Annotated in this window: 12 protein-coding genes and 1 tRNA gene; 3 read left to right on the top strand and 10 right to left on the bottom strand. The window is 63.3% G+C overall.

What is annotated here, in order from left to right; genetic code table 11:
* Positions 1–95 precede the first annotated feature (95 nt).
* Both OCL88_RS11195 and OCL88_RS11190 read right to left on the bottom strand, forming a co-directional pair.
* Positions 96–593 (bottom strand): GtrA family protein, encoded by a 498-nt coding sequence (locus OCL88_RS11195; RefSeq protein ID WP_264962546.1) that lies wholly within the window; start codon positions 591–593, stop codon positions 96–98.
* Positions 594–610: 17 nt separating this feature from the next.
* Positions 611–1,459 carry a fumarylacetoacetate hydrolase family protein gene (locus OCL88_RS11190; protein WP_264962545.1) on the bottom strand — a complete coding sequence of 283 codons (849 nt, stop codon included), beginning with the start codon at positions 1,457–1,459 and terminating at the stop codon, positions 611–613.
* 102 nt (positions 1,460–1,561) lie between these two features.
* Between OCL88_RS11190 and OCL88_RS11185 the strand changes: the two genes are divergently transcribed.
* Complete coding sequence (locus OCL88_RS11185) at positions 1,562–2,764, top strand: SLC13 family permease (RefSeq protein WP_264962544.1); 1,203 nt, start codon at positions 1,562–1,564, stop codon at positions 2,762–2,764.
* Positions 2,765–2,774: 10 nt separating this feature from the next.
* Here the strand turns inward: OCL88_RS11185 and OCL88_RS11180 are convergent, their stop codons facing one another.
* Positions 2,775–3,446: a DUF1684 domain-containing protein gene (locus tag OCL88_RS11180; protein WP_264962543.1), complete on the bottom strand. Its 672-nt coding sequence runs from the start codon at positions 3,444–3,446 to the stop codon at positions 2,775–2,777.
* 146 nt (positions 3,447–3,592) lie between these two features.
* Between OCL88_RS11180 and OCL88_RS11175 the strand changes: the two genes are divergently transcribed.
* A complete protein-coding gene (locus tag OCL88_RS11175) occupies positions 3,593–4,399 on the top strand; it encodes a transglutaminase-like domain-containing protein (RefSeq protein WP_264962542.1) in 807 nt (268 codons plus the stop codon).
* Here the strand turns inward: OCL88_RS11175 and OCL88_RS11170 are convergent.
* The 7 genes from OCL88_RS11170 to bcp all read right to left on the bottom strand — a co-directional run bounded on the left by OCL88_RS11170 (position 4,396) and on the right by bcp (position 13,523).
* Positions 4,396–4,890, bottom strand: coding sequence for a MarR family winged helix-turn-helix transcriptional regulator (locus tag OCL88_RS11170; protein WP_264962541.1), 495 nt, complete (start codon positions 4,888–4,890; stop codon positions 4,396–4,398). The two genes, OCL88_RS11175 and OCL88_RS11170, sit on opposite strands and share 4 nt — an antisense overlap.
* Positions 4,890–6,014: an LLM class flavin-dependent oxidoreductase gene (locus tag OCL88_RS11165; protein ID WP_021470933.1), complete on the bottom strand. Its 1,125-nt coding sequence runs from the start codon at positions 6,012–6,014 to the stop codon at positions 4,890–4,892. The genes OCL88_RS11170 and OCL88_RS11165 overlap by 1 nt, the downstream gene beginning before the upstream one ends.
* A gap of 156 nt (positions 6,015–6,170) precedes the next feature.
* Positions 6,171–9,392, bottom strand: a complete 3,222-nt coding sequence (locus OCL88_RS11160; RefSeq protein ID WP_264962540.1) for an efflux RND transporter permease subunit — start codon at positions 9,390–9,392, stop codon at positions 6,171–6,173.
* A gap of 69 nt (positions 9,393–9,461) precedes the next feature.
* On the bottom strand, positions 9,462–10,967 hold the full coding sequence (locus OCL88_RS11155) for a malate:quinone oxidoreductase (protein ID WP_193593345.1): 1,506 nt from the start codon (positions 10,965–10,967) through the stop codon (positions 9,462–9,464).
* Between the two features lie 79 nt (positions 10,968–11,046).
* Positions 11,047–12,714 (bottom strand): ABC transporter substrate-binding protein, encoded by a 1,668-nt coding sequence (locus OCL88_RS11150; RefSeq protein ID WP_264962539.1) that lies wholly within the window; start codon positions 12,712–12,714, stop codon positions 11,047–11,049.
* Positions 12,715–12,908: 194 nt separating this feature from the next.
* Positions 12,909–12,990 (bottom strand) — tRNA-Leu (locus OCL88_RS11145).
* Between the two features lie 59 nt (positions 12,991–13,049).
* Complete coding sequence (gene bcp, locus OCL88_RS11140; protein ID WP_021470929.1) at positions 13,050–13,523, bottom strand: thioredoxin-dependent thiol peroxidase; 474 nt, start codon at positions 13,521–13,523, stop codon at positions 13,050–13,052.
* 86 nt (positions 13,524–13,609) lie between these two features.
* On the opposite strand from bcp, the gene OCL88_RS11135 reads away from it, so the two are divergent.
* A complete protein-coding gene (locus OCL88_RS11135; protein WP_264962538.1) occupies positions 13,610–14,110 on the top strand; it encodes a MarR family winged helix-turn-helix transcriptional regulator in 501 nt (166 codons plus the stop codon).
* Positions 14,111–14,238 lie beyond the last annotated feature (128 nt).

The raw sequence follows: 14,238 nt of genomic DNA, 5'->3' as shown, positions 1-14,238 counted from the left end.
CGGCAATCGACACCCTTCAATAATCAGGTGTTGCGATCACCGCATGATTCGAAGCCGTCAAAACGTGCACAATTGCGACGCAGTTGGGTGCGCGGCTAGACGTGGCGGGCGCGGCGGAAGATCCAGTGCCGCAGGAGGGTGAACCGGACGGCGGTGGCAACAAAGCCGGAGAGCGTGGTTGTCCAAAGTTCCTCGCTGACCGTCGCCTCGGGCCGGAGAAGGTGCAGGACCCCGAGGCTCCCACCAGTGATGAGCAAGGCTATGAGGATCACTATGACGCCGCTCAAATGGTCATTCGCCCGCCGCTTGCTTCCCGTGATCTTGAAGGTCAGCCTGCGGTTCAGCGCCGTATTCAGGAGCGAGGTGAGGACCAGTGCGATTGCGTTGGCGATCTGCGGATCAACCCAGGGACGCAGCATCGCGTAGATGGCCAGCGAACTCGCGGTGCAAATGATCCCGACGCCGGTGAAGCGGATGAGCTGCCGGATCACCGGGTATCGCAGGAGCCCTTTTCGCCTGTTCAGGCGGTGCCGTACTGCGGGGCTTCCGGAGGTGGCGTGCCGCGGCTCAGTGGTTTCCGCGGCAGTCTCCATGGCTTAAGCCTTGCACACTATGCGTGCGGGCCTTCCCATCGTGCGGCGATGACAGGGTTCCGGAGCTCCCCGATGCCCTCCACGCGGCACGCCACCGTATCTCCGGGTTGGATGCGGGCGCACTCTGCCGGGAAGCCGGTGAGCACCAGGTCGCCCGGCTGCAGTGTCATGAAGGACGTCAGGTAGACCATGATCTCCTCCACCTTCCAACCGAGGTCGGCGGAACTGGCCGGCTTCAGTTGGTTGCCGTTGTGGACGATGCTGATTTCCAGGTCCGAGTCGTCGAGTGCGGTGACGATCCACGGGCCGGCGGGAGTGAAGGTGTCCTGGCTCTTGGCGCTGATCCATAGTTCATCGGTCTTTTGGAGGTCGCGGGCGGAGACGTCGTTTCCGATGGTGTAGCCCAGGATTGCCGACCTCGCCGTTTCCAGGGTCAGGCCCCGGGCGGTGGAACCCACGACGACGGTCAGCTCGGCTTCGGGGTCGACGTAGCCCACTGTGGAGCTCAGCTGGATGGCATCGTCGGGCCCGATCACGCTGGAAGCCGCCTTGTGGAATGCCTGCGGAGGCAAGTCCCGCCCGGGCTGGCCCGTGTTGTGGGCCATGCCGAAAACGTTGACAGGGACGGACGGTGCCAGGAAGCGGAACGATGCTTCCTCCACCACTGCGCCCACTTCCCAGCCGGGCCTTCCGGGACTCGCTGCGTTGGCCCTGGATCCCGGGAACGGGGACTGCACCAGCGTCCAGCGCTTTCCTTCGTCGGAGTCGAAGTCGGGAGCATCGTTGGCGGCGAAGAATTGCTCGTCGGGGCTGTTCGGTTCCAAAGACTGGATGCGGGCGATGCGCCGGGGAAGCGGGGAAGTCATGAAGACATCCTACGTCCTCTGCGGGGCCGGCCCGAACACTCCGCAACGGGACCGGCACGTGGCGCGTAAAGAAGCCGGCAGTACATGGATAGAATCCAGTTCATGCGCCTCGCGATCATAGGGGCGGTCCTGCTGGCAGCCGGAGCAGTGGCCGTAGTGACAGGGATTCTTCCGTGGTCCGAAGTGCAGGTCCTGATTGCCCGCGTGGGGCCCATCATGGGCTTCGTTGCGGCGATGACCGTGGTCACCGACCTCGCCAGCGATGCCGGTGTTTTCCAATGGGGCGCTGACCGGATCCGTCGATGGGCCGGTGGCCACAGTTACGTCTTGTGGCTGCTGTTGGCGGCCATGGCCGTCATGAGCACCATCTTCCTTTCCATCGATACCACGGCGGTGCTGCTGACTCCTGTGGTGGTCACGGTGACGCGGCAGACAGGATTGCCCGTCCTTCCCTTCGCACTGGCGACCGTATGGCTGGCAAACACAGCGAGCTTGCTCCTGCCGGTATCGAATTTGACCAACCTCCTGGCCCAGCACAACCTTGACGGGATCAGTCCTGCCGGGTTTGCAACGCTGATGTGGGCCCCATCGCTGGCGGCCATCATTATTCCGCTCGCCTTCATCGCTGTAGTCTTCCGGCGTGACCTGCAACGAACGTACGCCCCGGGTCCAAAGAAGGTGATCGACCCCGGTTCCCGGACCTCCGTCCCTGGAAAGCCCCGGGCGGACCGTATCCTGCTGCCGGGGACGGCCGCGGTGCTGGTACTGCTCCTACCTGCTTTGGTGTCGGGGCTTCCAGTGTGGCTCCCGGCTTCCATCGCGGCCATCGCTCTACTGGCCCTGTTCGGGTTCCGTCGGCCCCGCTCACTCACCATAAATCTGGTCCCGTGGTCCTTGCTTCTCTTTACCTCAGGGCTGTTCCTGGTGATGGAAGCTGCCCGCTACCTTGGATTGCCCGAACTGGCAGGCCAAGTGGCCGGCAAGGGTGAGGATTTCCCCGAACTGCTGCGGCTTGCTGCCACGGGCGCCCTGGGGTCCAACGTCGTGAACAACCTTCCTGCCTACTTGCTGGTGGAACCGCTCGCGGACACACCACTGCGGACGGCAGCCTTGCTCGTTGGGGTCAATGCCGGGCCTCTTATTACTCCGTGGGCCTCGTTGGCCACCCTGCTGTGGCATGACCGCCTGCGCAAGATGAACGTGCTGATCAGCTGGCGGGGCTTTGCGCTGTACGGGATGATCGTCGCACCCGTGACCCTGGTGGCCGCAGTGGCCTTGCTGGCCCTCACGGCTCGAGTGGCATGACGTTGAGGGACTAGGCCGGAAGATATAGCTCGCCCACCGGCACTTCCGCCGCCAACCTGTTCGCCGGTCCCGCCAGCGGGCAGGCCCACGCTTCGTTATACGCACACGACGGGTTGTAAGCGAAGTTGAAGTCGAGAATGAATTCCTGCTCCACACCAGCGTGGCGGAGTCCGTGGAAGGACCCCTTGATCGTGTCCAGGAGATAGCGTCCAGCGCCGTAGCTGCCCCCTTCCTTGCCGGCAGTGGCATCACGGAACGGCACGAAGATGCCGCCACCATAGCTGCGCAGCCGCCAAGCCGCCAATGAACCCAGGCCCGGCAGCTCGAACGTGCCGATCCGTACAAACGGGACCACGCCGTCCGTTCCCGTGGAGACGTTCATTTCCTCGCCGACGCCGTCCGGCAGCAACGGGGCGTACATCCGGAAGGAGGGATCATAATCGGCGGTCCGTAGCCCGGCGAAGGAAGCTTTCATCGCGTCCGTCAGCGCCGAGGCGGGATGCGTGGCGAACATGCGGTCACGTTCGTGCCGCCAGTGGTTATGGGCATCGAAGGGATCCTTCGCTGCAAGCTTCCGGACCTCGTCATACAGGGCGAAGGTCCGCAACCGCCAGTCCGCGATGTCCACAGCGGAGATGGTGGAGACGCCGTCCTCGAATTCTTCGTTTTCTTCGGGAGCCATGACCACAGCCTAGCCCCCGCCGACGGCGGTGAAAGCCCGGTGCCCGGTAGGTGCTACTGTCGCTGGAGGCCAATCCGCACCCCTGCGTTGGCCCCTGACCCCAACAGCGGCACTACACCCATCCCGCCGCGACCTTCCGGAGACCAATGGAACGCCACGTATCTGCCCAACTCGTCTTCAAGACAGCAGCCAACACCAAAGTTGCCATGGCCATCGCCGTAGCCGCCAACCCTGGCTATGAGTCGGTGAGCGAGACCCTCGCCATCGAATGCGGGGGGACAGAAGTGCCCTACAAGGAGTTGCAGGACCATCACGGCGGGCGGTTCCAGTACATGGAATTCAGTGAGCCCAGTGAAGTCACGGTGAACTACAGTGCGGACGTGGTTGGCCGGGGAACAGCGGACAGTGCGGACCCGATGGAACTTATCCGCTATGTCCGTCCCAGCCGCTACGCGGAGTCGGACCGTTTGCTGCCCACCTCCTATGCAGAGTTCGGAACGCTGCAAGGTGCCGGATTGCTCGAGGCTGTGCGCAACTGGGTGAACGGTGAACTCCGCTACGTCAGCGGCTCCTCGCGGGGAACGGACGGTGCCGTAGAGACCCTGCTCCACCGGCGGGGCGTGTGCCGGGACTTTGCCCACCTCGCCATCGCGCTCCTGCGGTCCAAGGACGTGCCCGCACGCCTGGCCGCCGTCTATGCCCCCGGCCTCAGCCCCATGGACTTCCACGCAGTCGCGGAAGCGTACATCGATGGCGCGTGGCACGTGATCGACCCCACCGGATTGGCTCCGCGCGAAGCAATGCTGCGCATCACCGCCGGAAGGGACTCCTCGGACACCGCGTTCCTTTCAACCGTCGGCGGCAGCCTCACGCTCAAGACCCTGAAAGTCGACGCAACCGTCGAAGGTGAGCTGCCCGTGGAAGACCCCGGGCAGCTGATAACCCTCGGCTAGGCCGGCGGCCGGGCGCCCGTGCCGGATTGCTGGTGCCCGGCGACGGATGCCCGCAGCTTGTCCGTCAGGCGAAGCAGCTCGCGTTGCTCTTCGGCCGTGAGCGCCGGTGCCACCAACTGGGCGATTTCCCGCACGTGGTCGCGGCCGATCGACTTCTGCAACTCGCGCCCGGCTTCGGTGAGGGACAGCAGGACTCCGCGGCCGTCGTCGGGGGCTGTTGTCCGTTCCACGAGTCCCCGCTTCTCGAGGCGGTCCACCAAGCGGCTCAGGCTCGACTGGCTCAGCAGCACCTTGTCGTTGATCTCGTTCAGCCGCAGTTGGCCCGAAGGGCAGCGCGATAGCGTGAAGAGGACGTCGTACTCGTTGACCGGCAACGACTTGAACGCCGAACCGGCTTGGAGCTTCCGCATCACCGCCACCTGGGAGCGGAAGAGCGACTCCCAGGTTTCGGCGGCAAGTCGGACCGTGGAGGAAGCCGAAGGGCCGGACATCAGGACTCCCGACCAGCGGTTCCGGCGGCAGCGGACTCGCTGACGTTGGCCTCCAGGGCTGCGGCCACGCGGGAGGCGTGCGTCGGGGCGTCCGGGACGTGGGCCGGCTTCAAAGCAGCGTACTCCTTGCGCAGGACCGGCAGGACTTCCTCTCCGAAGAGGTCCAGTTGCTCCAGGACCGTCTTCAAGGGCAAGCCGGCGTGGTCGATCAGGAAGAGCTGCCGCTGGTAGTCGCCAAAGAACTCACGGAACGTCAGGGTCTTCTCAATGACTTCCTGCGGGCTGCCCACGGTCAACGGCGTTTGCGAGGTGAAGTCCTCCAGCGACGGGCCGTGTCCGTACACGGGTGCGTTGTCGAAGTAAGGGCGGAATTCCTTCACCGCGTCTTGCGAGTTCTTCCGCATGAAGAACTGCCCGCCCAGGCCGACGATCGCCTGGTCTGCCTTGCCGTGCCCGTAGTGCTCGTAGCGCTCGCGGTACAGGCCGATCAGCTGCTGGTAGTGCTCTTTGGGCCAGAAGATGTTGTTGGCGAAGAAGCCGTCACCAAAGTAGGCAGCCACTTCCGCGATCTGCGGCGTGCGGATGGAGCCGTGCCAGACGAAGGGGGCGACGCCGTCGAGCGGGCGCGGTGTGGACGTGAAGTTCTGCAGCGGCGTGCGGAACTTGCCGGACCAGTTCACCGTGTCCTCGTCCCACAGCTTGCGCAGCAGGCTGTAGTTCTCGATCGCCAGTTCAATCCCGTCCTGGATGTTCTTGCCGAACCAGGGGTAGACGGGTGCGGTGTTGCCCCGGCCCAGGACAAGGTCCACCCTGCCGTCTGCCAGGTGCTGCAGCATCGCGAAGTCCTCGGCGATTTTCACCGGGTCATTCGTGGTGATCAGGGTGGTGGCCGTGGAGAGCGTGATGCGTTCGGTCTGGGCCGCGATGTAGGCCAGGGTGGTGGTGGGGGAGGAGGAGAAGAACGGCCGGTTGTGGTGCTCGCCCAACGCGTAGACGTCCATGCCGATTTCTTCGACCTTCTTGGCAATGGCTACGGAGGCCTTGATGCGCTCGTGTTCGGTGGGGGTGCGGCCCGTGGTGGGGTCAGTGGTGATGTCACTGACGCTGAAGACGCCGATCTGCATGGTGTTGCCTTTCTCCCTGCCCGTGGTTCCGGCCTCCGGATTGAGGGGGCCTCATGTCACAGTGTAGCTGAAAATAGATGCATTTGCATGTATCGCTGTGTGTAACAGGGCAGGGCCGGGAAATGTTCCCGGCCCTGCGCGGGGGAGAGTGAGGCGCTATTCGGCGGGGTTGTGGGCCGCCCGGCGCCCCGAGATGCGGGGCACGGCCCCCGTGGTCCAGTCGGCGAAGGCATCGCTGCCGCCGTTCCCGGCAGGAACATCGGGCCGGACCTGCAGTGCTTTCTGCAGGTCCTTCCTCTCCCTGCGGCCCTCTACCAGCTTGTACAGGACGGGAACCAGGACCAGTGTCAACGCCGTGGAGGAGATCAGCCCGCCGATCACCACGATCGCCAAAGGCTGGGAGATGAACCCGCCGCCACCGGTCAAACCCAGCGCCATGGGCGTCAGGGCGAACACGGTGGCCAAGGCCGTCATGAGGATGGGGCGCAGGCGCTGGCGGGCACCATGGGTGATCGCCTCGGCAACGCTCATGCCGGCCCTGCCGTCATGCGGTTTGCGGTACTGGTTGATGAGGTCGATCAGGACGATTGCGTTGGTCACCACGATGCCCACGAGCATCAGCATGCCGATCAGGGACGGCAGTCCCAGGGGAACTCCGGTGATCAACAGCAGTCCCACCGCACCGGTGGCCGCGAACGGCACCGAAACGAGCAGGATCAGGGGCTGGATGAGGGACTTGAAGGTGGCCACCATGATCACATAGACGATCGCGATGGCAGCCAGGAGCGCCAGGCCAAGTTGCCGGAAGGACTCCGCCTGCTGGGTGGTGGCACCACCGATAGTGGCTGTGACTCCCGCGGGCAGCTCTACGGAGGCGAGCCGTTCCTGGACCGCAGTGCTGACGCTGCCGAGGTTTGAGCCCGACGGCGTCACAGTCACCTTGGCCGTGCGCTGGCCGTTGCTGCTGGTGATGGAAACCGGCGTGTCTACCTGCTCCACGGCGGCAATGGTCTCCAGCGCAATTGGACCGCGCGCGGTCGGCAGCTGGAGGGCCCGTACCGCAGCGATGCTGGTGAAGCGTGTTCCCTTTCCGATCCGGACCGGATAGTCATTGGTGTCGATCCGCACTGTTCCGGCCGGGATCGGGCTGACTGTGGAGGCCAGGAAGCCACCCACCTGTTCCTCGGTGAGGCCGGCGGCCACGGCCTTTGCCCGATCTACGCGGACCTGGACCACGGCTTGGCTGGCTGCAAGGTTCGTAGCCACCTCGGTGCTGCCCGGAACGCCTTCCATGGCCTTCACCATGGCATCGCTGGCCGTTTGCAGGTCCGCCGAGTTCGCAGCCCTGATGGTTATGTCAACGGTGGAGGATGTGCCGAAGCCGCCCTGCTGGGATCCTACGGTGATCTTTCCCGGCACGCCTTCAAGCTTGCTGCGGACCTCGTCCTGGAGTTTTTTCTGGTCCACCTTCTCGTCCGTCACCACGGTGAAGGTTGAGTTGGAAGCACCCGTGGAGGCCAGCGCGGCAAAACCCGTCTGGGCGTTGCCGGAGGTCACCTGGACGTCCTTGATGCCCTCCGTGCCCCTGAGGACGTCCTCTACCTTGGCAGCTTCCGCGCTGGTGGCGTCCAGGCTGGTACCGGCAGGCAGGACCTGCCGGACGGTCATGCTGTTTTCCCCGGAACGTCCCAGCAGGTCCGTAGCCAGCAGGGGAGAAACAGCCACGGTGGCAACCAGGATCAATGCCGCGGCGCTCAGTGTGATCACAGGGTGTTTTTGCGTTGTGGCCAGGATCGGCAAGTAACCGCGCTGGAGCCTGCTCTTTTGCTCGGCTTCCCTCGCCCGCGCGGCAATGGTCTTAGCATCGGGGCTTGCAGCGCCTGCGGCAGGCGGCGTGCTCTTCGCTGACGGGGACGCCAGGAACCAATAAGCAAGGACGGGAACGATGGTCAGCGAGACCAGCAAGGAAGAAAGCAGTGCGATGGTGACCGTCAAGGCGAAGGGCCGGAACAGCTCGCCCGCCAGGTCTCCGACGAAGGCGATCGGAAGGAACACGGCAACTGTGGTGAGCGTCGAGGCAGTGATGGCTCCGGCCACTTCGCGGATGGAGGTGACGATGGCCGTCAGCTTGTGCTCGCCGTAGCTCAGGTGCCGTTTGATGTTCTCAATCACGACGATCGAGTCGTCCACCACCCGGCCGATCGCGATGGTGAGCGCACCCAGGGTCAGGATGTTCAGGGAATAGCCGGTTGCGGAAATGCCGATGAAGGTGACCAGCAGCGACAACGGAATGGAAACCGCTGTCACCAAGGTGGACCTCACGGACATCAGGAACACCAGGATCACGGCCACCGCAAAACCGAGGCCGAGGAGTCCCTCGGTAGTGAGGTCCTTGATGGACTTCTCGATGAAGGGTGCCTGGTCAAAGACGGGGGTGAAGGCGGCGTTGCTGCCCAGTTCGGCTTCCATAGGCGCCAGGGCCTCACGCACGGCATGGGAGATCGCCACGGTGTCGCCCTCAGGCTTCTTCGTGACCGACAGCGCCAGTGTCGGCTTGCCGTTGGTGCGGGTGATCGAGGTGGCGGGGTCGTCCTCGATGCTGACATCGGCGACGCTTCCGATGGTGGCCGCTCCCTTGGCGTTCTCCAGTGGCAGTGCCTTGATGATCTCCAGGGAATCGACAGGGCTGCCCAGCTGGAGGGACAGCGTCTTGCCCTGGTCCTCGATGGTGCCTACCGGAACCAGGGTCCCGTTGTTCTTCAAGGCCGCGCTGATGGACTGCACCGACGCGCCGGAGCCGGCAAGATCTGCAGGGCGGGGCTGGACCAGGATGTGCTGGGTCGCTCCGCCCGTCACGTCGGCGCCCCGGACGCCGTCGATCTTCTGCAACCGTGGAACGCTGAGGCGCTGAAGGTCAGCGTTCAGCTCGCTCAGCGGCTTATCCGAAGACACCGCCAGGTACACGATCGGAAAGTCGCTGATGTTGCCGGCGATGGACTGTGGTTCCACATCGGCCGGCAGAACGCGCTTCGCATTGGAGATGGCACGGTCGATCTGGTTGCGTGCCCTGTCCAGGTTGGAACCGTACGTGAACACCATGGTGATCTGCGAGACACCGTTGCGGGACGTCGACGTCGTCGACTCCAGCCCCTCGACGCTGTTGAGGGCTGTCTCCAGCGGACGGCTGAGCTGCTTGTCCACCACTTCGGGAGAGGCTCCCGGCATGGAGGTAACCACCGTGATCTGCGGGAACTCAATCGACGGAATGAGTTCCTGCTTGAGCGAGCCCATGGTGATCACGCCGAACACCGCGGCAAAGACGGTGATCAGCGCGATCAGGGCCCGGTTTCCCAGGGACAACGTGGCCAAGCGGAACATTGCAAAGTCTCCTGAGATCTACGGAGTATTCGATTGGCGGGAACTGGTTCCCGTGGGGCGGTGCGGAGATCAGCTCCGGAGTGCCGGTGCGCTGTCCAACTGCAGGGACCGCGCGGTGCCCGCCTCAAGTTCTGCGGCAAGCTCCGGGTTGTCGTTCAGCTTTACGCCGTAACCGGGCATCATGTCTTTCAGCTTGGACTGCCAGCCCTTGAAGTTCTTGGGGAAGGACTTCTGGAGCAGCTCGATCATGATCGGTACTGCCGTTGATGCTCCCGGGGAAGCACCCAGCAGGGCGCCGATCGAGCCGTCCCGTGAGGCAATGACTTCCGTGCCGAACTGCAGGATGCCGCCCTTTTGCGGGTGTTTCTTGATGATCTGAACACGCTGGCCGGCCGTGATAAGTTCCCAGTCCCCGCCCGTTGCCTCAGGGTAGTACTCGCGCAGGGCCTCGACCTTGGCGTCGTGGCGCTTGGCTACTTCCTTGATGAGGTACGCCGTGAGGTCCATGTTGTCCTTGGCAACCGCAAGCATGGGAATGATGTTGCCCGGGCGGATGGACAAGGGAAGGTCCAGGTAGCTGCCGGACTTCAGGAAGTTCGTGGAGAAGCCTGCGTACGGTCCGAACAGCAGGGAACGCTGGCCGTTGACGTAGCGGGTGTCCAGGTGGGGAACGGACATGGGCGGCGCGCCCACGGAAGCCTGGCCATAGACCTTGGCATTGTGCCGGGAGGTGATGGAGGAATCGTTGCAGCGGAAGAACTGGCCGGAAACGGGGAATCCGCCGTAGCCCTTGCTCTCCGGGATGCCCGAGGCCTGGAGCAGGTGCAGTGCGCCGCCGCCGGCGCCCACGAAGACGAACTTGGCGTGGATCTTGCCGTGCTCGCCGGACTTGGCGTGCTTAATGGACAGATCCCAGCCACCGCCGGACGCGCGGCTGATGTTGGTGACATCGTGCCCGAAGTTCACTTCGGCACCGCTGCTGCGCAGGTAGCTGGTGAGCTCACGGGTCAATGCACCGAAGTCGACGTCGGTTCCTTCGGCTGCGCGGGTGGCCGCCACACGCTGCTTCGGGTCACGGCCCTTGACGATCAGCGGAGCCCACTTGGCGATCTGGGCCTGGTCCTCGCTGTATTCCATGCTGCGGAAGAGGGTGTTGGGCTTAAGTGCCTCGTAGCGTGTCTTCAGGAAGTTGGCGTGGTCATCGCCGATCACGAAGCTCATGTGCGGGACCGTGTTGATGAAGCCCTTGGGCGAGCCGATCACCTTGCTGTCCACCAGGTGGGACCAGAACTGGCGGGACAACTGGAACTGTTCGTTGATGTGGATCGCCTTGGTGGGATCCACGGAGCCGTCCTTGGCTGCGGGGGAGTAGTTCAACTCACACAGGGCGGCGTGGCCGGTGCCTGCGTTGTTCCATGGGCCGGAGCTTTCCAGGCCGGCTTCGTCGAGGCGTTCGAACATGGAGATGGTCCAGGTGGGTTCAAGTTGCTTGATGAACGCACCGAGGGTGGCACTCATGATTCCGCCGCCAATAAGGACGACGTCGGCATGTTGAGTCTTGGAAATGAAGGTCACGATCAATCTCCGTTAGCGGCGGCACTGGCTGTCACAGAATATCCCCGTGCGAGTCCAATACTGAAATTGCAGGGAATCGTCAAGGCTTTAAGCGGACGTTCGTAAAAACTTCATTGAGAACCGGGGAAGCGGGATAGCTTTCCACCTTGTTGGAGAGCGCCAGGGCGGAGATGGGGAAGGCGATCGGAACTGCCGGGACGGAAGCAGCGATCGCGGCATTGATCGACTGGTACTCCGTGTTGCGGCCGTCACCGGCGGGCAAGGCGCGGGCACGTTCGATCTTGTGGAACACGTCTGCGTCGAAGTAGTTGAACTCAGCACGCTGCTCACCGAAGAGCGGACCCAGGAAGTTGTCTGCATCGGCATAAGAACCGTTCCAGCCGAGAAGGTGCAGGGCATGGTCGCCCGGGGACTGGACCTTCTGGAGGTAGCCGTCCTCCCAATCGATCGGGACGGGTTTGACGTTGATGCCCACGGCCACCAGTTGCCGACTGATCTCTGCATAGATTTTCTCGGGCGTAGGGAGGTAGGCCCGTGTGGCATTGAGCGGATAGTAGAACTTCAAAGGCTCGCCGTCGTAGCCGGCTTTCTTGAGGAGTTCCTTTGCTTTCTCCGGGTTGTAGCCCAGGGAAGGAGCGTTGTTGTTGAAGCCGCTGAGTTTCGGGGGGACGAACTGGGAGGCCTGGGCGGTGTTGTCGATGAAGAAGCGCCGGATCAGCGTCTCTTTGTCGATGGCCATCTCGATTGCCTGCCGGACCTCGAGTTTCTCCAAGGGGGCAACGGCTTGGTTGATGCCCAAATACATCACGGAGAAGGGGTCCCGCTGGATGATCTGGACTCCCTTCTTCACGAGCTGATCGAACGTCCCGGGGGTCACGAGGTCGTAGGCGTCGATCTTCCCGTCCAGCAGCGCCTGCTGCCGCGTTTCGGCGCGGTCATACGGGATGAAGTTGATGGTGGCAATTTGCCCGCGGTTTCCCCAGTAGGCCTCATTCGTGGTCAGGGTGACCTTCTGGTCATCCCATGAACCGAACTTAAAGGGGCCCGTGCCAACCGGGTGGGCTGCGTAGGCGGACACCGCCTGACCGTTTCGAACGGTGTCAAGGATGTTGGCTTTCTGTGCTTCCAGGGCCGTTGGCGATGAGATCGCAAAGGCCGGCAACGTCAGGGCCTGAAGGAAACCGGTGAAGGGACGGGTGAGGTTGATCTGGACTTTGTTTGGCGATTGGACCGCGCAGTCCTTGTAGATGGAAAAGACCGGTTCGTCGGAGTAGGCCTTGAAGACGCCCTGGAAGGAGATTCCCGGTGCTTGCTTTCGCAACGCGGCCGGGAACGTGAACCACCGGTTGAAGTTGGCACAGACCGCTGCTGCATCAAACGGGGTGCCGTCGTGGAACCGGACGCCTTCGCGCAGGGTGAAGTCGTAGCTCAGGCCATTGTTGCTGTCCTGCCATCCGGTGGCGAGCAGGGCAGTGGTCTGCCCGGTGGAGCCGTCCACGCCCACCAGTCCTTCAAGGACTTGACGGGTGACCCGGTAGGCCTCGGAATCCGCGGTCATCGCCGGATCCAGGCCCAAAGGCATGGAAGCGGTCCCGAAGTTGAACGTTTCGGTAGGGACAGCGGGAGCGGGACTGCTGGTGGAAGAGGACGGTGCGGGCCCGGGTGTTCCCGTGCACGCTGCGAGTCCCATCACCAGAAGCAGGGCGCCGCACTGCTTCGCCAGACGCCGCGTCTTGCTGCTTGCCACTCTTGTCCCCTCAAGCTGGTGTGAATTGGTGCCGACTTTGCCGAACAGCATTTCAGTCTAGTTGAACGTCCTGCAGGCAGAATCCGTTGCCAGGCGGCACACGCCCGTGGAACACGTTCCCCGTCTTCTTGAGGAAGGACACCCCGGGCTTTGAAAGCCTGGGGTGTCCCCAGGGAGCCAAAGCTCCAACACTGTGCGCAAGGGGGGACTTGAACCCCCACGCCCGAAGGCACAGGAACCTAAATCCTGCGTGTCTGCCAATTTCACCACTCGCGCTTGCCTGCGGTTCCAGCCCTCAGGGGCAGTACCGGCGGCGTCGGGGTCCAGTGTACCTGCTACTGATCGAGTTTGAGGTCCTTGCGCAGCTTGGCCACGTGACCCGTTGCACGGACGTTGTACTGGGCCAGAGCCACTTTTCCTTCCGGATCCACCACGATCGTGGAACGGATAAGGCCCATGTAGGTCTTCCCGTAGTTCTTCTTCTCGCCCCAGGCTGCGTAGGCCTCCGCAACCGAGTGGTCCTCGTCGGAGAGCAGGGGAAAGGTGAGGCCCTCCGTGTCGGCGAATTTCGCCAGTGCCTTGGCAGAATCCGGGGAGATGCCGAGGACTTCGTAGCCGGCTCCCTGCAGGGACGCGAGGGAATCGCGGAAATCACAGGCCTGTTTGGTGCAACCCGGGGTGGAGGCCGCCGGGTAGAAATACACGATGGTATTCCGGCCGCGGAAGTCCTGCAGGCGTACTTCCTTGCCGTCCTTGTCCTGAAGAATGAAGTCCGGGGCCTGGTCGCCCGGGGTGAGTCGCTCCGCCAAAATTTGCTCCTTGAAATATGTGCGCAATCACCCACTTTAGTGCGGAGAAGCAATGTAAGCATGCTTAGCGCGCATATACTATCGACATGCCTGATATGGAGAGATGGCCCACGACGCGACTACTTTCGACCGCTGCGCGGCTCGTGGAAATCTCATGGAACGAGAAATTGAAGTCGATTGGCCTGACGCACGCCGGCGTTATCGCCATGCAGGTCCTGGCTGCCAAGGGTCCCATCACCCAGGCCGCTTTGGCGGAGGTTGCCAGGGTCAAGGCCCAGACGATGGGTACCACCCTTGCGCGGCTCGAACTGCATGGGCACGTGACGCGCCACCGCAGTGATTCAGACCGCCGCAGCCATGTGGTGACCCTTACGCCCGCCGGTAGCGAGGCGCTGAGCGAGGCCGTGAAGTTGGAGCAGGACGTCCTTGCCCCCGTTGCGGTTGACACTGCGCGGCTCCGCGACGAACTCCGCATCGTGGTCAGCGGACTCATCGGGGTCCCGTTGGCTGAAGAGGTGGGTATCCGGCCTGCTCATGAAACTGCTGCGCCAGGGGCGGAAAAGCCCTCGGGGGAGACCACCGCATAAGACTGGCCCCGTTCCTGCAGGGGGCGGATAAAAGGAAAGGCTCCGGATCGCATCGAGCGATCCGGAGCCTTTTTTGGTGCACCCCCCGGGACTCGAACCCGGAACCCATTGATTAAGAGTCAATTGCT

The sequence above is a fragment of the Paenarthrobacter sp. PAE-2 genome (assembly GCF_026013155.1).
Classification (GTDB): Bacteria; Actinomycetota; Actinomycetes; order Actinomycetales; family Micrococcaceae; genus Arthrobacter; species Arthrobacter ureafaciens.
The sequence above is the reverse complement of the archived record's forward strand: the minus strand, read 5'-3'. Positions and strand labels throughout refer to the sequence as shown.